This window comes from Leisingera sp. S232, assembly GCF_049800895.1.
Taxonomy (GTDB): Bacteria; Pseudomonadota; Alphaproteobacteria; order Rhodobacterales; family Rhodobacteraceae; genus Leisingera.
This window is the reverse complement of the sequence record NZ_JBNAFX010000022.1, coordinates 48,626-69,174: the sequence shown is the minus strand read 5'-3', so window position 1 is coordinate 69,174 and position 20,549 is coordinate 48,626. Positions and strand designations below refer to the sequence as shown.

The window sequence follows — 20,549 nt, the reverse complement described above, 5'->3', positions numbered from 1 at the left end:
AACATAACATATCAAGAGGCAAATCGCGCCGCCTCCCACAGGCCCGCCCCCAAAGGAATGCCGCCATGGACTCCCTCGGTTTCGAACCGCATGACCACAGCAGCTGCGTTCATGACAGCATTGCCGCCGCCGAGGCCCACTGCCGGCAGCACGCCCTGCAATTCACCAAAGTCCGCCGCCGGGTGCTGGAGATCCTGCTGCAGGAGCACCGCGCGCTCGGCGCTTACGACATCCTCGACCGGCTGCGCCAGGAGGGTCTCGGCTCACAGCCGCCCGTCGCCTATCGCGCTCTGGATTTCCTGGTCACCAACGGTCTGGCCCATAAGATTGAACGCCTGAATGCTTTTATCGCATGTTCCCATCCGGGCGACAGCCATGCGCCGTTCTTCCTGATCTGCCGGTCCTGCGACGCGGTGGCCGAGGCGCACCGCGAACCGTCACAAGGCCAGCTTGGCGCGGCCGCCCGCGAGGCCGGCTTTATCATCGAACGCGCCGTGATCGAGGCCGAAGGCCTCTGCCCGAAATGCCAGCAAAGCCCGACCGCATGAGCAGCCTGCTCTCTCTGGATGGCCTCAGCGTCGCGCATGGCGGCAACACGGTGCTGTCCAGTGTCAGCCTCAGCATTCAGGCCGGCGAGATCGTCACCGTGGTCGGCCCCAACGGCTCCGGCAAATCCACCCTGCTGCGCAGCGTGATCGGCGCACTGAAGCCCTCGCGCGGCACGGTCACCCGCGCGCCCGGCCTGCGCATCGGCTATGTGCCGCAGAAACTGCACATCGACCCGACCCTGCCACTGACTGTGCGCCGGTTTCTCAGCCTGCCTGTCCGGGTGTCCGATGCCCGCGCCGCCGAAGCACTGGAGCAGGCTGGCGCCGGCAATCTGGCGGCGCGGCAGATGTCCGGCCTGTCCGGCGGCCAGTTCCAGCGGGTGCTGCTGGCGCGCGCGCTTCTGTGCAATCCGCAGCTGCTGATCCTGGACGAGGCCACCCAGGGCCTGGACCAGCCCGGCTCTGCAGCCCTTTATCAACGCATCGAAAAGGTCCGCCAGGAACTGGGCTGCGCAGTGCTGATGGTCAGCCACGAGCTGCATGTGGTGATGGCGGCCTCTGACCGGGTGATCTGCCTCAATGGCCATATCTGCTGCGAGGGCGCGCCAGAGCATGTTGCCTCCGCCCCGGAATACCGGGCGCTGTTCGGCAGCGGCACCCAGGGCGCCCTGGCCCTGTACCGGCATGAGCACAATCACAGCCATGATCATGATACCGGCCACAGCTGCACCCATGATCACCACCACGAGGCAGCGGAATGACCCTGCTTGACGATTTTCTGATCCGCGCCGCATTGGCAGGCATCGGCGTGGCCCTGGCGGCAGCACCCCTGGGCTGTTTCGTGGTCTGGCGCCGGATGGCCTATTTCGGCGATGCCACCGCGCATGCCTCGATCCTTGGCGTGGCGCTGGCGCTCAGCTTTGATGTTTCTGTCTTTGCAGGCGTTCTGGCCACGGCGCTGGCCATGGCCAGCACGGTCTCTGTCCTGGCCGGCCGGGGCTATGCGATGGACACGCTGCTGGGGGTGCTGGCGCATTCGTCGCTGGCCTTCGGCCTGGTTGCGGTGTCCTTCCTGCAAGGGGTCCGGATCGACCTGATGGCCTATCTGTTCGGCGACATCCTGGCGGTGGGCCGCAGCGATCTGGCAGTGATCTGGAGCGGCGCTGTGCTGGTGCTGGTGCTCTTGTGGCAACGCTGGTCCGCGCTGCTGACGGCCACCCTGAACCCGGATCTGGCGCATGCAGCCGGCATTGATCCCCGGCGCGAGCAGATGGTGCTGACCATTGCCCTGGCGCTGGTGGTGGCCGTGGCAATCAAGGTGGTGGGCGTGCTGCTGATCGCAGCCATGCTGCTGATACCGGCAGCCGCCGCGCGGCCCTTTGCGGCGACACCGGAACGAATGGCCGTCATCGCGGCGCTCCTGGGCATGCTGTCTGCTATCGGCGGCTTGCAGCTGGCCTTTACCTTTGACACGCCCGCCGGCCCCAGCATCGTCTGCCTGGCCGCCGGGCTGTTCGCGGCGTCCAGCCTGGCCGGTTTGCTGCTGCAGCGCCGCCGCAGCTGACAGCCGGGCGGCCCCGCACGCAGCAACTCTCCCCCGGGGGCGCCAGGCGCCCCGGCCAGCGCCAAGGTCAGCTGCCGGTGCGCTGCAAATCCGATGTTCCAGACCACTTCCGGATTGCCTCCTGCAAAGCCTTCTTGTTGATCGGCTTGCTCAGGAAATCATTCATGCCTGCTTCCAGGCATTCTTCCTTGTGCGAGGTCAGCGCATTGGCCGTCAGCGCGACAATCGGGCAGGTGCCGCCGCCGCTCTCTGCTTCGATCCGGCGCATCTCTGCGGTGGCTTCCAGCCCGTCCATCTCCGGCATCATCATGTCCATCAGCACAATGTCTGGCCGATCTTCCTGGAACTGGGCCACCGCTTCTTTGCCATTCTTGGCAATGCTGATGTCCAATGACGCATCCTTCAGCATCTTGGTCACCACCAGCTGGTTGGTCCTGTTGTCCTCTGCCAGCAACAGTTTCAGGCGGCGGCTGCACGCCGCGGTGCCGGAGGGCCGCCCCGCGGCAGTCCCAGCCTCCCGGACAGGCAGGCTGAGCGCCCGCCCAAGCACCTGCCGCAGCTGAACCGCGCGCACCGGTTTCAGCGCAAATTCACAGTTGCCGATGGCCGCAAAATCTTCCCGGCTCAAGGCCTGCTCCACCGAGGACAGAATGATCAGCGGCATAGGTTCGAAACCTGGCATTGCCCGGATCCGCGCAGCCAGAGCGCAGCCGTCCATGGCCGGCATCTGAAAATCCAGGATGGCAAAGTCGAAACGGCGCCCGTCCAGCTGCGCATCAGACAGGATTTCCAGCCCTTCACTCGCAGACGCCGCCAGCGTGCAGGCCACCCCCCATGTGCTCAGCCGTTCGGACAGGACCACGCGATTCAGCTCCAGGTCATCCACCAGCAAGCCCTGCAGCCCGACAAAGTCCGGCGGGCCGCCCTGCGGCACCTCAGCCGCCGGGCGGCCCGGCCGCAATGGCAGCTCAATGGTGAAAACCGATCCTTTGCCCGGCTCCGATTCCGCTTGCACCGATCCGCCCATCAACGTCAGCAGCCGCGACGAAATCGCCAGCCCCAGGCCGGTGCCCTCGAACATCCGCGTGGCCGCGTTGTCAACCTGTTCGAACGCGCGGAAAATCTTGCCTATCCGGTCCGGCTCAATGCCGATCCCGGTATCGCGCACCCGCAGTTTCAACAGATAGCTGCCGGTGTCGCGCTGCACCCCGGTGACGTCAATAAAGACATAGCCTTGATGGGTGAACTTGACCGCATTGCCGGCCACATTGGTGATCACCTGCCGGATCCGGCCCGGGTCGCCCTCAAAGATCTCAGGCAGCGTCGGATCGTAGCGCATGGTGATCTCAACGCCTTTTTCCGCCGCTTTCGGCGACAGCAAAGTCACCACATCTTCAACAGCGGTCTGAAGATTGAAAGGCTCCGTCGCGAATTCGACCTTGCCCGCTTCGATCTTGGAGAAATTCAGAATGTCATTGATGATCGTCAGCAGCGCCGCACCCGATTTCGAAATCGTCTCCGCATACATCTGCTGGTCGTCATCCAGCCTGGTTTCCTGCAGCAGTTCCGCCATGCCGATAACCCCGTTCATCGGCGTGCGGATTTCATGGCTCATATTGGCCAGGAAATCCGATTTTGCGCGGTTGGCGGTATCCGCCGCTTCGCGGGCCTGCTCCATGGCAAACTCGCGCTCATCGCGCTCGGCAAAGGTCTCCTCCAGCACCCCTACCGAGAAATCCAGCGCCCGGAACTCGCGGGACGCATACCAGGGCAGGGGCTGCGCCGGGCTGCGCAGGCCGGCAATTGCATCCGACATCCTATTGTGAATCACCTGCAGCGGCCGCAGTGCCAGACAGTGCACCAGCAGCAGAACCAGCAACGACAGCGCAAGCACCGGCACCACCGTCCAAAGCAGGATCTGACGCACCGAAGCGGCCACAAGGGCCTCGCCTTCCCGGGTTGACCATTCGACCACCATGGTGCCGAAGACAGCCCCTTCCAGTTCGATCGGCCGCTCATACATCACCCGGCTGCCCTCTGGCACGCCCCCTGGCGCATTGGCCGCCGCCAGCAGCTTGCCCGCCGGGGTGAGGATCTTGATCGACACAATCTGTGGCCTGCGGGCAACCGCCTCGATCAAGCCGGTCTCCAGCACCGGCACATCTTCAACGATAATCGATTCCAGCATCAGCCCGGTCAGCAGGGAAACCGTGAGATCCGCCTGCCCGGCCAGCTGGGCTTCCAGTCTCTGCACCTCCTGGCGCTGCGCCAGATCGCCAACGACAATGCCAACAGCCGATGCCGCCAATAGCATCGACAGCACGATCTGGAAAAGGATACTCGTACGCTTCATTCTGCCAACGCAACGTTTTAAAAGGCCAGGCTGCGCTCCATCGCCCGGCGGATAATGTCATAGTCCTGATCGCTCCCTTCAAGGAAGCCATTCTTGGAAATCTTGCGCACGATCTCCTCGTTCTCCGAAGCCAGCATCACCTGGCGCATCGCCTCCAGCACATCCGGCGGCATATCCGCCGCGGCCAGCCAGGGTTTGGTCACATTGTCAAAGGAGGCCAGTACCCGGATCGGCACCCCTTTGGAAACCAGCTTTTTGTAGGTGCTTTCCTTCAGGGCACCGGCTGTATATTTGCCCGCGCCCACCGCCTCGCCGACCAGATCATGCCGACCCAGATAGTCGAACGCCTTCAGATCGGAACTGCTGATGCCTGCCTCCAGCAGATGTTCCTGCGCCAGATAACGGCCAATGGTCGACAGTTCATCGCCAAAAGCAAAGCTCTCTCCGGTCAGATCGGACACGGACTGCAGCGTGCTGTCGGCATGGACGACAATGACCCCTTTGAACCGCTTCCGGCCGTTCTTGGATTCCATAGCGACAATCTGAATATCAGCGTTATCGTTCATCACATGAACATAGGACGCAGGGCCAAAACGGGCGAAATCCACCTCGCCATTGGCCAGCTGCCGGATGCTGTCCTCATACTCTTTGGCAATCTTCAGCCGGATCTTGACCGGTTTGCCCAGTTCCTGACTCATCCGCTTGGACAGGAAGGAGAGAAACGGCTGATATTTTTTAACCGTTGCGGTTGGTTTATCTGCCGCATAGGTGCCGAAAACCAGTTCTGTTCCAGCCAGACCCGCCGCGGGCAACAGTGCCGCGAGCCAAACAGCCAGCAAAGCGCCGGGGACAGCAACCTCCAGGCGCTTGCGGAAAAGCGCAATGATACCAAAGGTCCGCACAAACATCTTCACAGTTCTCGCCTCCTGATTTGCATCGGCTCGCCCGGCAGGAAGGCCGCGCGTCATGGATACATGGCACATCGTTAAGAATACAATGTTAACGCATATGCAATTGTCGGAAAAATTTTGCGGTTCTTTTATTCTCCAGCGCCTATATTAACCCTTCAGTAAGGTTTTCATAATCTTTTAGGCAAATTCGCCTTAATTTGAAACAATACACTCAGCTGGCCCGACAGGATCCACCGTGACGCAAAACCCTATGCCCTCCAGGACCACACAGTCCCGCCGCCGCTCAGCCCAAACCATTGCGCTGGCATCGCTTTTATCCGCGCTTCCGGTTGCGGCCCTTGCCATTCCTTCGCCGGAACTGGTGATCGGTTCGGTGTCTTCTCTGTCTCAGGTCCTGGCCGTGGGCATCGCCATGATTTCCGGCTTGGGTGCCGTCATTGCCGCAAAACTGGGTTTTGCGCCCAAAGCGGGCGGTTCACATGTCCGTTACCCGGTGAAGCTGATTTCATTCCTCCTACTGGCAGCTCTTGCACTGGCTGCCGGCAACTATTGGCAGTATTCCTCGCATGCACAGTCCGAGCTGGCAAGACTGCAATCCACTTTGACGCGACCGGCGCAGTTTGACGGCACCGTCATCAAGGACGCCTCGCTCAAGGAAACCAGCTTTTCCAAGCAGGAAGACCACCCGCTGGCGATGAGTACCACAGACGCCGCCGCTGCCCTGCAGGACGGCCAAACCCTGTTCTATGACATCCGCGAAACCGGCGAGAACGCCATGGGCACCCTGCCCGGCGCCACCCATATCCGCTTCCCGGATTTCCTGCAGTCCCGCCCGGTTCAGCCCGGCCAGAAGGTTGTGCTGTTTTGCCACAATGGCAATCGCAGTTCGGAAACCTGCGCCAAGCTGGCAGCAATGGGCATCGACTGCAGCTTCATTGCCGGCGGCATCGAGAAATGGATCGTCGAGGGGCGCGACTTCTCCGACAAGGATGTCAAAACCCTCTCCGACCTGCGCGCCATCCCGGACTACCCGGGCAAGGACGTGCTGCTCAGCACCGATGATTTCACCAGCCTGCTCACCACCGAGGACCTGCAGATCGTCGACACCCGCTATCCCGGAGATTTCGAGGGCGGCCATCTGCCCGGCGCCGTCAACATCCCGATCCGCAAGATGACCACTGCGGATCTGATGGAGCGCATCGCACAGCTGGACCCGGACAAACCCACCATTGCCGCCTGCTATGACCGGCGCAGCTGCTTCATGAGCCAGGTGCTGGGGCTGGAGCTGTCGCAGCAAGGCCTCGACTTCCGTGGCCGTTACACCCTGCCGTGGGAGTATTTCGTGGCGCCGCCGCCAAAGCCGCATGTGCAGGCCTGGCTGGCCGATCAGCAAGGCGGCCTGTGGGGCAAGGCGATCTCGGCGCTGGCCGCTGCGCTACTGTGGGTGCATGAACGCAGCCATATCCTGCTGGGCCTGCTAGCACTGTCCGTCCTGACCCGCATTCTGGTGCTGCCGGTGGCGCTGAAATCCGAACGCGATCAGATCATCACCAATGACACCGCCGATGAAATGAAGGCGCTGAAGGCAAAGCTGGCCCACGACCCGGTGCGCAAGGCACGCGCGGTGCAGGCGTTCTACAAGGACAAGGGCCTGACCCCGATGAAGAACCTCACCGCGCTGCTGTTCTTGCCGGTGATGATGCTGGGCGTCTCTGCCGCACAAGAGGCCAGCGCCAGCCTGCAAACCCCGTTCCTGTGGATGGCCGACCTTGGCCTGCCCGATCCGCTGTTCATCATGCCGGTGCTGTTCTGTGCGCTCGCCGCCGTCTACCTGCTGTGGGCCGTGGCCAAGACCCCGCGCCAGAAAACCCTGTGGATGGTGCTGGGCATGCCGGCGCTTTTTGCCATGGTGTTCAGCCTGTCGGGGGCCGCCAATGCCTATCTCTGCTTCAGCCTGTCGCTGCTGCTGGTGCAGCGCGCCTATGTCACCGGCATGCATGCCAGGCTGGGCCAAGCGCTTGCCTTGCGCAGCCACCAGCGCCGCCTTGTCAAACTGCCGCGTGGCGTGATCCCGATGGGATACAGCGAAGAACTGGCAGAGGCCGGCAACAAGGCCCTGCGCCTGTCCGTGCTGAAAAACGCAGGCCTGCCGGTACCCGGCGGTGTCATCCTGCGATCAGACGCCATTCAGGACTACCGCGCCATGGCGGATGCCCAGAAAGATGCATTTGCCGCAGAGGTTTTCAGCCTCGCAGGCGGCCAGCCCGTCGCCGTGCGCTCCTCTGCCAGCAATGAGGACGGCGCCGGCCAAAGCTTTGCCGGTGTCTTTGAATCGGTGCTGGATGTGACCGCAGCAACCATGCGCGCCGCCCTTGACGAAGTGGTGGAAAGCTTCTCATCCGAGCGCGCTGCCAGCTACTCGGCCGACGGCGGCCAGGGCAATATCGTGGTCCAGGAGATGGTGCAGGCCGACTATGCCGGTGTCCTCTTTACCCAGGACCCGATGGCGCCCGGCATGGCGATGATCGAATGGGTCGAAGGCTGCGGCGAAGATCTGGTGTCCGGCCGCGTCACCCCGACCTCCTTGCGTTTTGGCCGCTACACCGGTCAGCCCGCAGCTGAAGATCAGGATCAGACGCTGGATATGGCGCCGCTCTTGGCGCTTGGCAAACAGATCGAAGCCACCTTTGGCGCGCCGCAGGATGTGGAATGGGCCTATGCAAACGGCCAGTTCCAGATCGTCCAGAGCCGCGACATTACCACGCTGTCGCTCGGCACCGAACAAGAGCAGACCCGTCTGGCCGAATGGCGCGATGTACTGGACCGTTATGCGGACGCCGACCCGGACCAGACCATCCTGGAACAGGACGAAATGTCCGAGGTCCTGCCCCGTCCCGCCCCGCTCAGCTTCTCGCTGATGAGCGCGCTGTGGAGCCCTGGCGGCAGCGTTGACCTGGCCTGCCGCGCACTTGGGGTGCCTTATGGCCTGCCCGAAGGACGCGACGGTCACCTGGTGAACCTGTTCGGCAAAACCTACGTCGATGTGGCACTAAAGCAGGACATGACCCTAAAGCTGACCGCCGCCAAGGCCAAGCAGCTGCGCAAACAGGCGCATCCGATGATCCTGCGCTTCCGCAATGAGGTGATGCCAGAGCTGAAGAACAAACTCGCCTTCTGGCAGGCCATGGATTACACCGCCCTGCCTCAGGATAAGCTGCTGGAGGCAATTGGTACCCTCAAGGACATGTTCATCCATGAGGTCTATCTGGAAGCGGAAAAGATCAACATCCTGGCAGGTTTCACCATGGGCGAGGCCGGCAGCGCAGCCGCCGGCGACCCGGCCCTGCGGGCGCATCTGATGCATGCAGACCTGCCCAATGCGCCCTCCAGCCTGCTCGCCTCCTGCACCGGCAAGGATGCTCAGGCGCGGGCCATGCAGCTGATGGGCCACCGTTCGATCTTCGATTACGAGCTGTCCTCGCCGCGCTACAATGAGGCACCGACACTGCTGCATTCGCTGCTCAACACTTCGGTCGAGCCGATCGGCGCCGTGCCGGTCCCTGCCAACCTCCCGGATGAGCTGGACGATATCATCGGTATTGCCATCACCTATCAGGACCTCAAGGAACAGGCCAAACACGAAGCCCTGCGCGTCGTCGCCGAGCTGCGCCGCGCGCTGCTGGCACTGGGCCAGACCAGCGGGCTGGAGGAGCTTGTCTTCAGCCTGACCTTCGATGAAATCCTCGACAGCAACTGGTCGCACAGGGACGCGCTGCGCGATCTGGCCGAAGCGCGGGCAGAAAAGGAAACCCTGCGCAAGAAATCCGCGCCCTCAGCTGTCACCCTCACTCTGCGGGACTGCGAATTGCTGTCGCTGGGGGCCCAGGCCCCGTCCGGTGGCGGCGCCATGGGCGGCACCTGTGTAGCAGGCAGCGGCAGCGCCACCGCCCGGGTGTTCTGGATGGAGGACGACAGCTGCATCGACCCGGCGGCCTTTGCAGATTTCCAGAACGGCGACATTCTGGTCTGCCGTATGGTCAACCCGGCCTGGCTGCCCTACGTCCAACGCTCTGGCGCGGTGCTCAGCGAGATCGGCGGCTGGCTCAGCCACATGGCCATTGTCGCCCGCGAAAAAGACGTGCTGATGCTGGTCGCCTGCAAGGGCCTCGACAGCCTTGAACATGGCGACAAGGTAACCGTCAGCGAAGACGGCACCATCCAGCCGCTCGAAGAAAAGGGCCTCAAGGTGGTTTCAGCCTGACCGGCCAGCCGACAGCACGGCCGACAGGCCGGGCAGCGCCCGTCCCGGCGGGACGGGCGCTGCCGTCGCCGCTCTATTGCTTGCCAATATGACAAGGATTGCCATATCCTGTCCCGGCGAAAGGAGCCTGCCCATGGCCACCATGAACGTATCCCTGCCGGAGCAGATGAAGGATTGGGTCGAAGAACAGGCCCGCACCGGCACCTATGCCAATTCCAGCGACTATGTCCGCGACCTGATCCGCCGCGACCAGACCCGTGCCAAAGCCATTGCAGAGCTGCAATCCGCCATTGACGCAGGCCTTGCCAGCGGCCCCGCGCAAACGCTGACAGCCCAGGATTTCAAGGCCTCCATGCGCCGCAATGGCTGACCCGCGCTGGGTGATCCGCCCCGCCGCCCGCGCCGATCTCGCCGCCATCTGGCGCTATGGCCTGGAAACCTGGGGCGAGGCGCAGGCCGACGCCTATGCCGACAGTCTCTTTGCCCTGTTCGATCTGCTTGCCGATTTCCCCGAAATGGCCCGCAAACGCTCCGAATTCACGCCGCCAGTCCGTATCCACCCGTCGGGTGCGCATCTGGTGAGCTACCGGCTGGACCAGGACCACCTCGAAATCCTCCGCATCCTGCACGCCCGTCAGGATCTGATGGCCTTCCTGACGGAATAACATCCGTTCCACACTTGCCATTCTCCAAACATCTGCTCTGATAGCGCGATGGACCCGCATCTCGACCCCAAGCAGACCATCCGGCTGACCCAGCACCTCAAGGACCGGTTGGACAGCCTGCCGCCCAAGCTGAGAACCGCCGCCAAATACGTGATCGACAATCCCGGCGACTTCGGCCTCGACACTGTCCGCACCTCCGCCGAAAAGACCGGCATCAGCGCCAACGGCTTTGTCCGCCTTGCCCGGCATCTGGGCTATGACACGTTTGAAGCCTTCCGCGCCCCCTTCCGTGCCGCCCTCACCACCACGCAAGAGACCGGCCTCGGCCAGGACTGGCTAGAGAGCATGGGCACCGAAGGCCCCGCGGGCGCGTTGCAGGCAGCCGCGGCGCGCAATCAGCTCAACATCACCTCCCGCTCCCTGCGGCTGATGACGGCAGAGCGCACCCAGGCCATCGTCGACACCCTGCTGACCGCGCGCCGCAGCTATGTCACCGCCACCCGGTCTTCTTATGCGCTGGCCTATTACTTTCACTATGTCGGTCGGATGGCCCTGCCCTCGCTGGATCTGGTGCCCCGCCACATGGGCGCGGCACTGGACGACCTGCTGGACATCACCCCCGAGGACTGCCTGATCGCATTCACCTTCGCCCCCTACTCCGCCAGCACCATCCAGGCGCTGCGGCTGGCGGGCGACCGCGGTGCATCGGTGATCCTGATCTCCGACAGCGAGGTCATCGCCCCCGGCATCCGCACCGACCACGTGCTGGCGGTCGCCGCCAATTCATTGCACCCCTTCGGTGCCGTCGGCGGCGCCATGGCTGTGCTGGAATGCCTGCTCACCCATCTGATAGAGGCCGGCGGCGAAGACGCCCGGCGCCGCATCGAAGCCTACGATGCCCTGCGCCAGGACAGCGGCGCCTATTGGAGCGGCCCGAAATTGCCACGGGTGGGCCGCTGATGGCGCATTTGCAGCAATCCATAGCGCAAAAAACGTACGGCGGGATGTCTCCTCTCTGTACCATGCCCCTGAACAAAAGCGGGGACGCGCGTCATGGCCATTGCGCAGATGAACTGGGGACGGATGCATCATCCGCTCGACCACCCGGAAATGGCAGAATTCAATGCCGCCCTTGACCGTATCTACGCTCTGGCAGAGACACATTCCGGATTTATCTGGCGCATCGGTGAGGCAGAGGCCGCCGCCCAGCTGCACGAGCTTGGCTGCAATAGCCGGATGTCGGCCACGGTATCTGTCTGGGACAATTTGGAAAGCCTGCGCGACTACACGTTTAACAGCGAGCACGGCCTCTTTCTGGACCGCAAGAGCCGCTGGTTCGAGACCGTCGAAGGCCCGCAGCTGGTGATATGGACTGTGGCAGCTGATGCGCGTCCAACTTTCCGCGAGGCATTTGACCGGCTCGCGCTCCTCAAAACCAATGGCCCATCCTCCGCAGCATACGGCTGGACCTGACAGCGACCCTCCGGCCCTTCAGACATCCCCGCCGATAAACGGATTCTGGACTTCCCATTCGTCCCGCATGGCCCGCTTATGATCCCCTTCCAGCCGCACCGATGCCATCCCCCCCCGGGTTAGAGCCGCAAATCCGCCTCATCCGGTGCCAGCACGTATTTCAGGTCATAGACCAGCGCGCCTTCCGCCCCCAAGGCGCGGATCGCCTGCGCGCCCATCGCCCGGAACTCCGAATGGGCCACCGCCAGCACCACCCCGGCATAGCCCCCCCGCCCCGGCTCAGCCACCAGCGAAATGCCGTATTCGGCTTGCGCTTCCTCCGGGTCGGCATGGGGATCAAACACGTCCACCACCGCGCCGTATTGTTGCAGCTCGCGCACCACATCAATCACCCGCGTATTGCGCAGGTCCGGGCAGTTCTCCTTGAACGTCAGCCCCATCACCAAGACCCGCGCGCCAGCCACCGGCAGGCCGCGCTTCAGCATCGCCTTGACCATCTCGCCGGCCACATAGGCGCCCATGCCATCGTTCAGCCGGCGGCCCGCCAGCAGGATCTCCGGGTGATACCCCAGCTGCTCGGCCTTGTGGGTCAGATAATAGGGGTCCACCCCAATGCAATGCCCGCCGACCAGACCGGGGCGGAACGGCAGGAAATTCCACTTGGTGCCGGCCGCCTTCAGCACCGCCTCGGTATCGATCCCCATCTTGTTGAAGATCTTGGCCAGCTCATTCACCAGCGCAATGTTGATATCCCGCTGGCTGTTCTCGATCACCTTGGCCGCCTCCGCCACCCGGATGCTGGCCGCCTTATGGGTGCCTGCCGAAACCACCTCGCGGTACAGCGCATCAACCCGCGCCGCCACTTCTGGCGTCGACCCGGACGTGACCTTAACGATATCCTCCAGCCGCCGCTGCTTGTCGCCCGGATTGATCCGCTCCGGCGAGTAGCCGGCAAAGAAATCCTGATTGAACACCAGACCAGACCGCGCCTCCAGCACCGGCACACAGTCTTCCTCGGTGGCGCCGGGATAGACGGTCGATTCATAGATCACCAGATCACCGGGTTTCAGCACCCCGCCCACCACCGCCGAGGCCGACAGCAAAGGTCCCAGATCCGGCGTGTGATTGGCATCCACCGGTGTCGGCACGGTGACGATGTAAATCGCACATTCCGCAATCTCCGCAGGATCAGAGGTAAAGCTCAGATGCTCCGCGACCGCCAGCTCTTCTGCGCCCAACTCGCGGGTGCGGTCCTCACCCCGGCGCAGCTCAGCAATGCGGCTGGGGTCAATGTCAAACCCGACAACGTCCCGATGCTGCCCGAACGCCGCTGCCAACGGCAGCCCCACATAGCCAAGGCCAATGACACAGATCTTCTCTTGCGCACCGCTCATCCGGGTTGCTCCTTCATGCTGCGGGCGGTTTCATAGGCAAACACCCTGCCCGCCCACATAATGCCGCGCCGCCTCAGGGTTCAACCGCCCACGAGCGGATTTGATCTCAGGCTCTGATGGGCCTAGGCCTCAACGACGATGGTCGAAACATCGCTGTCCACATCCCGGCAGGCCGCCAGCAGCCGCGGCATCAGATGCGACATCACGTAATTCGCATGGAACCGGCTCGGGGCCTTCAGCACCAGCCTGCCCCCTGCCCTGCCTGCACGTTCCAGCCCCTGCACCCACGACGCATAGTTGGCCGGGTCTTCCGCATGCAGAACTGCCTTGGCCAGGCTCCATTCTTGGCCATCAGACACATCCGGCGCAGGCGGGGTTGCCCCGGGTCGCAACGGCACCACATTTGGTGTGGGCTCATCCGTGCCTTGCATCCGGTGCTCGAAATCCGGCCCCACCGCGCCCCAGCGTTCCTGGGTGTCCGCCAGCAGCTGCTCCAGATCGATACCGTATTCGGTCACCCGGCCGCGCGCGCCCTGCCGTTTCACCACCAGCCAGCCCCAGCCCCGCAGCTTGGCCATCTCGCGTTTCACCGTGCGCTCGTCCACATCCCACAGCCGGGCAATTTCCCGCTGTCCCACCGCCAGCTCATCGCGCTGCCAGTTATAGCGCGCAGTCATCAGTGTCATGAACCGCAGCACCAGCTTCTGCGCGCCTTTGCCCTGGCTAAGCGCATAGGCCCCCATCGCTGTGAGGATATCGTATTTCAGCGCAGAGGCGTTGCGCCCCGCAGGCCGTTTGGCAAGCATCGCTGCCCCCATTTCTCCCTCCCCTGCCCTTCTGGACTGGGGTATGCTGCCTCAAGTGGTCTCAGCATGTTGGCTGAGAATGACGTTAGCGGGTTTTGCCCTGAACTCAACGCTATTCGTTTGTTGTACCTGATTTGCGTCCGGAAATCCGATTCTGTCAAGCACCGGCGGGAATTGAATTCAAACCCAATCCCTTTTTCGAAAGAAAAATCGGTATTAATGGTATTGGGTGACACACAGTATGTCCCCTATTGGGCCCAAAATGTCCCCCAATCTGCTGTGTTCGGGTCCGGCATGTCCCCCTAAATATGGGGGCGAAACACCAGAAAAAACCCCGTGAAACGAATCGCTTGGCCGATGCCTGCCGAATCGCTCCCGCCCTTATTTCACTGGGCCTGGCGCAGAGCTGTCCCCGCGGGGACAGGACGCTGATCACAATCATATTTGCTTTTGCGTTTTTTGCAAATTGGGCGTAAATGAATATTGAGGCTGAAATAGCGTCCAGACACCTGGGCGCCGCCACAAAGAAAACGTGTGAGGCTAAGGAGCAGCGATGTTTACGCACGAAGACCTGTCCAAAATGCAGGCCCAATCCCTCAAGATGCAAAGCTGGATCCGACAGCAGACCTTCTCTCCCGAAATGGAAAAGACCCTGCGCCGGTTCTCTTCCTGGGAAGTGGCAGAGCTGATATTCCGGGTCAACCAGTCGACCCTGCGCGGGCGGCTTGCCACCGACCCTTCCCTGCCCCAGGGCCATGTGGAGGAAGACGGCCGCCAGCGCTGGTATTCGCTGGAAGAGATCAACGAGCTGCGCCGCCGCATCAAGATCAACCGCCAGTCGCTGATGCCCAAACGCCCGGCCGGGAAACGCGCCCTGCGGGTGGCGATCTCCAACTTCAAGGGCGGCGCCGGCAAATCCACCGTGGCCCTGCATTTCGCCCATGCTGCGGCGCTGGACGGCTACCGGGTGCTCTGCGTCGACTTCGACCCGCAGGCCACTCTGTCGCATTCCATGGGTCTGAGCGACGTGACCGAGGATTACACGGTCTGGGGCATCATGGCCCGCGATCTGGTGCGCGAGACCGAACGGATGAACGCCGCCTCGCAGGGGGCCGAGACCGGCACCGCCCTGCCCCGGCGCCAGCTGCCCGACGCGATCACCGGCATGGGGCTGCAGGATCTGCGGGTCAGCGATTTCGTCAAGCCCACCAGCTGGCCGACCATCGATATCATCCCGTCCTGCGCCAATGCGGCCTTTGTGGAATTCGCCTCTGCCCAGTATCGCCACCTGAACCCGGAATGGTCGTTCTTCGCTGCGGTCTCGCGCTATCTCGACCAGCTGCCGGCCGAGGATTACGACCTGATGATCTTCGACTGCCCGCCCGCCATCGGCTACCAGTCGATGAACGCGGTCTTTGCTGCCGATATGCTCTATATCCCCTCGGGCCCCGGATACTGGGAGTATGACTCCACCACTTCCTTTGTCGGCCAGCTGTCCGAAGCACTGGAGGATTTGTCGGCCTTTAACGGTGTTGTCCCCGCGGGGACATTTGCGCTGCCCAAAGTTTTCCAGGAGGTTCGCTTCCTTCTCACCCGTTACGAAAGCGGTAACGATTTGCACCGTGCGATGCGTTCGGCATTTATGAAGGTGTTTGAGGGTAGAATGACCGAACACCCGATTGAGATGACCCGCGCAGTCGAACAGTCGGGCCGGTTCTTAAGTTCCATCTATGAAATCGACTACCGGGATATGACCCGCGAAACCTGGCGACGCGCGCGCGCGTCGTTTGATCAGGCCTATGACGAATTCAAGGCCTACGCGCTGGACGCCTGGGAGAAACTGGAGGATGAGGCATGAGCAAACGCAGAGTCTTCGACATCGACTTCACCCCTGACACCGTTGCGGTCCCCGCCGGGACAACGCAGGAAAAACCGGCAGAGAAACCCGCTGAAACCCGCCGGGGGCCAATGGCCACTGCGATCTCTGAAAACGCCGATGCGTTGCGCAGCCGGGCCGAGGCAGAGCAAAAAATCCGTGCGGAAAACGACCGGCTGGCACATGAATTTGTGCGGCTGAAGAAGCTGGGCCTGATGGTCGACCGCATTCCGATCGGCCAGATCGGCGCCGCCAAACTGATCCGCGACCGGCGCGAGGGGCGCGACCCGGATCTCGACGAATTGAAAGCCTCGATCAAATCCATCGGCCTGTCGAACCCGATCCGGGTTGAGGAAAACGACGACGGCACCTATGAGCTGATCCAGGGCTACCGCCGCCTGCGCGCCTATGTGGAGCTGCTGCGGGAAACGGAGGATGAGGCATATGAATGTATCCCTGCGGGTTTGGTGGCCAAGGGTGACACGCTGCAGAACCTCTATCGCCGGATGGTGGACGAGAACCTGGTGCGCCGGGACATCTCCTTTGCCGAAATGGCGCAGCTGGCGCTGAACTATACCCAGGATGAAATCACCCGGGCCAAGAGCATCGAAGAGGCGGTCAGCGATCTGTATGCCTCTGCCGGGCGCCAGAAGAAAATCTATATCCGCCATTTTGCCCAGCTGCTGGGTGCGGTGGGCGACCTGCTGAGATTCCCCGAAGCGATCCCGCGGGCGCTGGGGCTGGAGCTGAGGAAACGGCTGGAGGCGGACGCCGCGAATGTCCCGGACCTGCGTGAGGCGCTGGAACGTGCGAAGGCAGACACCGAGGACGCTGAACTGGGCGTGCTGCGCAGCTTTCTGGAGGGCAAGCGCAGGCCCGCGCCCCGCACAGCTCCGCGGTCCGGTGTGGCCAAAACCACCCTGCGCTGCACTGTCCCCGCGGGGACAGTCCGCTGCCAGGCCCGGGACGGCAAGATCGAAATGGCGATGGAGCGCGACTTTTCCGAGATCGACCGGCACAAGTTGGAGGGCGCGATTGCCGCCTTCTTTGCAGCATTGGAAGACGAAAACTGATCCCCATCCTTTGCCGGACAATTCGCAACAACAGCAAGGGCCCGGCATGTGTCGTCGGGCCTTTATCGTGTCTAGACAGTATTATTGAGCCTGTTTTGGCAACACTGTCCCCGCGGGGACAGCTGCGGGGCAGCCCGCGCTTCTGGCCTTCTCGGCAAGAAAAAGCCCGGCGCAGTGGCCGGGCTTGGAGGCTAAACCTGTCCCCGCGGGGACAGACGGTTGTTTGGACGATCCTTGCGCCAATCAGTTCAGAACCTTGAACTCAATCCGGCGGTTCCTGGCCCTGTTCTGCACCGTGTCATTTGGCACCAGCGGTGTGGTTTCACCATAGCCGACGGCCACCAGGCGCTCTGCCGGGATGCCTTTCTGTTGCAGGTAGCGATTGACCGACGCGGCGCGTTTCTCGCTTAGCGCCAGGTTCCAGGCTGCTTTGCCCTGGCTGTCGGTATGGCCGCCGATCTCAACCACCATGCCGGGGCAGCGCCGGATGATGTCTGACAGGCTGTTCAGAAAGTCGCGGGAGTTGGCGTCGAGCCGAGCCGTGGAGGGCGCGAAGTTGACACTGCGGCCTTGCGACAGAATGTCAAAACGGCCAGTGCAGGCCTCACGGCTGAAATCACCGCTGGCTTCCATCGCGGTTGCGGCTCCAGAGACAGTTGTCCCCGCGGGGACAGTGGCAGCGCCGGCGCCGTTGCGTTCAAACATCAGGTCCATGCTGACCAGCCCGACCGGCGTAATGGTGACGCCTGCGGCTTCCTCCAGTTTTTCCCGACCGGTGGTCAGGTTGAAGTCCGCCAGCTTGAGAATGACCGGCTGCACGGTGGCCACGGCAACGCGGTTTTCAGTCAGTAATGTGACCGCTACCGGAATGGTTAGCCCGGCTTCAACCCCATGCAGGGACAGGGTGACGGGCAGGTCGATCTGCTTGCGCTGCAGGGCGGCGAGATCGGCAAGCCGGGCCGGATCAATCTGTGCGGAAATCACGGCCTCCGGATGGGCGAAGGTTTCAAAGAACAGGAACCGCATCCGCACGTTTCGAAGGTCGATGGAGGTGTCGACAGAGTCGAGCGCGATGTGGATCTTGGCCTCTCCGGTTTCTGAGATGCTGCCGGAGAAGGCGGCAAAACGGCTGGATTCCGCAATACTGCCTTTTTTGATCGATATGAATCGGATAGCGGAGGATTCGGGCGACAACTGCCAGCCACCCTCAAAAGGGCCAGCTGCCAGTGCCGGCCGAAGGAGGAAAAGGAAAATTGTTAAGATTGAAAGGGTTAAGCGGTACATTCAGGGTCCAACGCGATTGCTGCCAGGGGTGCCCTGGCCAGCAGGCAGGGCAAAAGTGATGCGCCCAGATTAACAGCAGAGTTGCTGTCGGGCGCAAGGGACGCGATAGTTTGGTAATCAAATACCCTTAAGAATTGGGAAGCTGCCCCGCGGCAAGGCTGCTGGGGGCAAAGAATGGAGCAGAGGCGTGCGAGTTTTGTGGACCCAAGTCCGGCTGATGGTACTGGCGGCTGCGGCGGCCTGCTGGGGCGTGATGGCCCTGGCAGAAGAGCGGCTGGCGCTGGTGATCGGCAATTCGGCCTATGGCGCGGTGTCGCCGCTGGACAATCCGGTGCGCGACGCGCGGCTGATCGCCGAAACGCTGGAGGGGCTGGGGTTTGATGTGACCCTGGCAGCGGATGCCAAACAGATTGATATGAAGCGTGCGATTGCCCAGTTCGGCCGCAAGCTGCGCGGGGCAGGAGAAGACGCCACCGGGCTGTTCTATTATGCCGGCCACGGGGTGCAAAGCTTTGGCAACAACTATTTGCTGCCGGTGGACGCGGCGCTGGAAGATGCTGCGGATCTTGATCTGGTGGCTGTAGAAGCGCAGTCAATTCTGCGGCAGATGGCGTCGGCACGCAACCGCACCAACATCGTCATTCTGGATGCTTGCCGCAACAACCCGTTTGAAGAAGTCGCCGATCTGAACAAAAGCGGTCTGGCCGAGATGAAGGCGCCAACCGGCACTTTCCTGGCCTATGCCACCGCGCCGGGTGATGTGGCGCTGGACGGGGAGGGGGGAAACAGCCCCTTCACTGAGGCGCTGGCGCAGGAGATCAAGGCGCCCGGTCGCCCGGTCGAGCAGGTCTTCAAGGAGGTGCGGCGCACTGTTCTGGAGCAGAGCAGCGGCCGTCAGACACCCTGGGATACGTCCTCTCTGATCAGCGATTTTGTTTTCGCCGAAGTCAAACGGCCGGTTCTGTCTGCGGTTGACCTTGAAGAGGAGGAGCTGTGGGCCTCTGTGAGCGAGGCGCGGGACGTGGTGCAGACCATGCTGTTCCTGCGCGGCTACGGAGATGGCAAGTTTTCCGGGGAAGCCCGCACTTTGCTGGCGGAACTGGTTGCAGAGGAACTGGCGGAAGGCGGCGAAAGTCAGAATACCGGTCAGATGGCAGCGATTGAACCCTCTGAGATGCAGGACGTGGAACAAGCCATGTTCGAAGCGGCGCAGCAGGAGAAAAGCAAGGCGGCTTTTGAAGCCTATCTGATGGCCCATCCTGGCGGTCGCTATGCCGAGATGGCAGAGATGGAAATCGCGGCATTGGCTGCTGGGGCAAGCCTCGATCCGGAGGCGGGCGGCGAAGCGCCGACAGCGGCGCCGGAGCCGGCAGCGGTGGAAATGGCCGAAGTCGGCCCTGTGACCTATGCAAACCCGCTGCATGCCGACGTGCCGGAGATCGCCGGGCTGACCCTGGCAGAAGTGATGACCCGGTCGCCGTCTTTCCCGCCGATCGAAGGCCTGCCGGATAGCTATTGGAAGGACCAGTCTTGCAGCAATTGCCACCAATGGACCCGTGAGCGTCTGTGCACTCAGGGCAATACCTATCTCAGCCTCAATATGCAGCGCTCGCTGGGCAAGCAGCATCCGTTTGGCGGGGCGCTGAAACAAGTGCTGAAAAGCTGGGCTGCAGGCGGCTGCCAATAGGCCCGTTCACGCGGCTTGTGCAGGGCAGGGGGAGCTCCCGCCCGCTTCGGCGCATTTTGCAAATGAACCTGCACGGTTGGGCGTAGCGCTGTGCTGCGCACAGCGCGGCGGAAGGATAGGCTGGCGAAGGGCAGAGGGAAGCCGGATGTCGGTTGGGTGTCGGCGGACAGAGGCGATGGCGCCGCTGGGTTCAAGTCGGATGTGAGCGACGCCCTTAAAGACAAAGGGAGATGCGTCTGCACCCCTGCCCATAAACAACGCAAGACAGCCATCCGGTACCGCCTACGCCGGTGCAATCGAGGCCACCGTCGCTTTCGCGCCATTGCTGGACAATACACTGCCGGGCGGTGATCGCGATCATGTCCGGTCGGTTCAAAGGCTGGTGGCCTGCCGCGATCTGATATGACCGATATCCAAAGGCATTCCTGGCGACCACTGCCCTTGCGGCAATCATCATCTGCTGGTTCTGACCCCTGACCTTAAGGTCAGTGTTGCCCTTAGGGTGCCGTTTTGTGATGTCCGGCCAGTTTTCGCATCTAGGGTGAACTACATATTCTACGCCATTGTCGGCACAGCCTTTGACCCTGGGGGGGGGCGGCGCGGGAGCGCCCCGCCCGGCCCAAAGCCCCCCAAGCCCGGCGGGGGCCGCCCCGC

General features: G+C 62.5%; 16 protein-coding genes. 11 read left to right on the top strand and 5 right to left on the bottom strand.

Going from position 1 to position 20,549, the window contains the following annotated elements; all coding sequences use genetic code 11:
* Nucleotides 1-65: 65 nt before the first annotated feature.
* The 3 genes from ACP151_RS13930 to ACP151_RS13920 are packed head-to-tail and all read left to right on the top strand — an operon-like array spanning nucleotide 66 to nucleotide 2,112.
* Nucleotides 66-548: a Fur family transcriptional regulator gene (locus ACP151_RS13930; RefSeq protein ID WP_424979507.1), complete on the top strand. Its 483-nt coding sequence runs from the start codon at nucleotides 66-68 to the stop codon at nucleotides 546-548.
* Nucleotides 545-1,309, top strand: coding sequence for a zinc ABC transporter ATP-binding protein ZnuC (gene znuC, locus ACP151_RS13925; protein WP_424979506.1), 765 nt, complete (start codon nucleotides 545-547; stop codon nucleotides 1,307-1,309). The genes ACP151_RS13930 and znuC overlap by 4 nt, the downstream gene beginning before the upstream one ends.
* Nucleotides 1,306-2,112 carry a metal ABC transporter permease gene (locus ACP151_RS13920; protein WP_424979505.1) on the top strand — a complete coding sequence of 269 codons (807 nt, stop codon included), beginning with the start codon at nucleotides 1,306-1,308 and terminating at the stop codon, nucleotides 2,110-2,112. The genes znuC and ACP151_RS13920 overlap by 4 nt, the downstream gene beginning before the upstream one ends.
* Nucleotides 2,113-2,179: 67 nt before the next feature.
* Here ACP151_RS13920 and ACP151_RS13915 read toward each other — a convergent pair whose 3' ends face one another.
* Both ACP151_RS13915 and ACP151_RS13910 read right to left on the bottom strand, forming a co-directional pair.
* The gene (locus tag ACP151_RS13915) at nucleotides 2,180-4,465 is read right to left on the bottom strand and encodes a response regulator (protein WP_424979503.1); all 2,286 of its coding nucleotides are present in this window, start codon (nucleotides 4,463-4,465) and stop codon (nucleotides 2,180-2,182) included.
* Nucleotides 4,466-4,482: 17 nt separating this feature from the next.
* Nucleotides 4,483-5,373, bottom strand: coding sequence for a PhnD/SsuA/transferrin family substrate-binding protein (locus ACP151_RS13910; RefSeq protein ID WP_424979514.1), 891 nt, complete (start codon nucleotides 5,371-5,373; stop codon nucleotides 4,483-4,485).
* A 253-nt stretch (nucleotides 5,374-5,626) separates the two neighbouring features.
* On the opposite strand from ACP151_RS13910, the gene ACP151_RS13905 reads away from it, so the two are divergent.
* From ACP151_RS13905 to ACP151_RS13885, 5 genes are all read left to right on the top strand, one after another.
* On the top strand, nucleotides 5,627-9,637 hold the full coding sequence (locus ACP151_RS13905; RefSeq protein ID WP_424979502.1) for a PEP/pyruvate-binding domain-containing protein: 4,011 nt from the start codon (nucleotides 5,627-5,629) through the stop codon (nucleotides 9,635-9,637).
* A 133-nt stretch (nucleotides 9,638-9,770) separates the two neighbouring features.
* Entirely contained in the window at nucleotides 9,771-10,007 is a 237-nt protein-coding gene (locus ACP151_RS13900) for a type II toxin-antitoxin system ParD family antitoxin (protein WP_424979501.1), read from the top strand.
* A complete protein-coding gene (locus ACP151_RS13895) occupies nucleotides 10,000-10,302 on the top strand; it encodes a type II toxin-antitoxin system RelE/ParE family toxin (RefSeq protein WP_424979500.1) in 303 nt (100 codons plus the stop codon). The genes ACP151_RS13900 and ACP151_RS13895 overlap by 8 nt, the downstream gene beginning before the upstream one ends.
* Nucleotides 10,303-10,350: 48 nt before the next feature.
* Complete coding sequence (locus ACP151_RS13890; protein ID WP_424979499.1) at nucleotides 10,351-11,262, top strand: MurR/RpiR family transcriptional regulator; 912 nt, start codon at nucleotides 10,351-10,353, stop codon at nucleotides 11,260-11,262.
* A 93-nt stretch (nucleotides 11,263-11,355) separates the two neighbouring features.
* Nucleotides 11,356-11,775 carry a DUF3291 domain-containing protein gene (locus ACP151_RS13885; RefSeq protein WP_424979498.1) on the top strand — a complete coding sequence of 140 codons (420 nt, stop codon included), beginning with the start codon at nucleotides 11,356-11,358 and terminating at the stop codon, nucleotides 11,773-11,775.
* 119 nt (nucleotides 11,776-11,894) lie between these two features.
* On the opposite strand, the gene tviB is transcribed toward ACP151_RS13885, so the two are convergent.
* Both tviB and ACP151_RS13875 read right to left on the bottom strand, forming a co-directional pair.
* Complete coding sequence (tviB, locus tag ACP151_RS13880) at nucleotides 11,895-13,169, bottom strand: Vi polysaccharide biosynthesis UDP-N-acetylglucosamine C-6 dehydrogenase TviB (RefSeq protein ID WP_424979497.1); 1,275 nt, start codon at nucleotides 13,167-13,169, stop codon at nucleotides 11,895-11,897.
* A gap of 122 nt (nucleotides 13,170-13,291) precedes the next feature.
* Nucleotides 13,292-13,975, bottom strand: a complete 684-nt coding sequence (locus ACP151_RS13875; RefSeq protein WP_424979513.1) for a DnaA N-terminal domain-containing protein — start codon at nucleotides 13,973-13,975, stop codon at nucleotides 13,292-13,294.
* Between the two features lie 553 nt (nucleotides 13,976-14,528).
* On the opposite strand from ACP151_RS13875, the gene ACP151_RS13870 reads away from it, so the two are divergent.
* On the top strand, nucleotides 14,529-15,833 hold the full coding sequence (locus ACP151_RS13870) for an AAA family ATPase (RefSeq protein ID WP_424979496.1): 1,305 nt from the start codon (nucleotides 14,529-14,531) through the stop codon (nucleotides 15,831-15,833).
* Entirely contained in the window at nucleotides 15,830-16,924 is a 1,095-nt protein-coding gene (locus ACP151_RS13865; RefSeq protein ID WP_424979495.1) for a ParB/RepB/Spo0J family partition protein, read from the top strand. Before ACP151_RS13870 ends, ACP151_RS13865 begins: the two co-directional genes overlap by 4 nt.
* A gap of 243 nt (nucleotides 16,925-17,167) precedes the next feature.
* Here the strand turns inward: ACP151_RS13865 and ACP151_RS13860 are convergent, their stop codons facing one another.
* Entirely contained in the window at nucleotides 17,168-18,118 is a 951-nt protein-coding gene (locus ACP151_RS13860) for an OmpA family protein (RefSeq protein ID WP_424979494.1), read from the bottom strand.
* A 277-nt stretch (nucleotides 18,119-18,395) separates the two neighbouring features.
* Here ACP151_RS13860 and ACP151_RS13855 point away from each other — a divergent pair, with 277 nt between their 5' ends.
* A complete protein-coding gene (locus tag ACP151_RS13855; RefSeq protein ID WP_424979493.1) occupies nucleotides 18,396-19,895 on the top strand; it encodes a caspase family protein in 1,500 nt (499 codons plus the stop codon).
* The last annotated feature ends 654 nt before the right edge of the window (nucleotides 19,896-20,549 follow it).

What these genes read in the sequence shown, in the direction of transcription:
- ACP151_RS13870 (WP_424979496.1), top strand. Translation starts at nt 14,529, where the DNA reads ATGTTTACGCACGAAGACCTGTCCAAAATGCAGGCCCAATCCCTCAAG.
- ACP151_RS13875 (WP_424979513.1), bottom strand. Translation starts at nt 13,975, where the DNA reads ATGCTTGCCAAACGGCCTGCGGGGCGCAACGCCTCTGCGCTGAAATAC.
- ACP151_RS13895 (WP_424979500.1), top strand. Translation starts at nt 10,000, where the DNA reads ATGGCTGACCCGCGCTGGGTGATCCGCCCCGCCGCCCGCGCCGATCTC.
- ACP151_RS13930 (WP_424979507.1), top strand. Translation starts at nt 66, where the DNA reads ATGGACTCCCTCGGTTTCGAACCGCATGACCACAGCAGCTGCGTTCAT.
- ACP151_RS13865 (WP_424979495.1), top strand. Translation starts at nt 15,830, where the DNA reads ATGAGCAAACGCAGAGTCTTCGACATCGACTTCACCCCTGACACCGTT.
- ACP151_RS13890 (WP_424979499.1), top strand. Translation starts at nt 10,351, where the DNA reads ATGGACCCGCATCTCGACCCCAAGCAGACCATCCGGCTGACCCAGCAC.
- ACP151_RS13920 (WP_424979505.1), top strand. Translation starts at nt 1,306, where the DNA reads ATGACCCTGCTTGACGATTTTCTGATCCGCGCCGCATTGGCAGGCATC.
- ACP151_RS13915 (WP_424979503.1), bottom strand. Translation starts at nt 4,465, where the DNA reads ATGAAGCGTACGAGTATCCTTTTCCAGATCGTGCTGTCGATGCTATTG.
- ACP151_RS13905 (WP_424979502.1), top strand. Translation starts at nt 5,627, where the DNA reads ATGCCCTCCAGGACCACACAGTCCCGCCGCCGCTCAGCCCAAACCATT.
- znuC (WP_424979506.1), top strand. Translation starts at nt 545, where the DNA reads ATGAGCAGCCTGCTCTCTCTGGATGGCCTCAGCGTCGCGCATGGCGGC.
- ACP151_RS13900 (WP_424979501.1), top strand. Translation starts at nt 9,771, where the DNA reads ATGGCCACCATGAACGTATCCCTGCCGGAGCAGATGAAGGATTGGGTC.
- ACP151_RS13910 (WP_424979514.1), bottom strand. Translation starts at nt 5,373, where the DNA reads ATGTTTGTGCGGACCTTTGGTATCATTGCGCTTTTCCGCAAGCGCCTG.
- tviB (WP_424979497.1), bottom strand. Translation starts at nt 13,169, where the DNA reads ATGAGCGGTGCGCAAGAGAAGATCTGTGTCATTGGCCTTGGCTATGTG.
- ACP151_RS13885 (WP_424979498.1), top strand. Translation starts at nt 11,356, where the DNA reads ATGGCCATTGCGCAGATGAACTGGGGACGGATGCATCATCCGCTCGAC.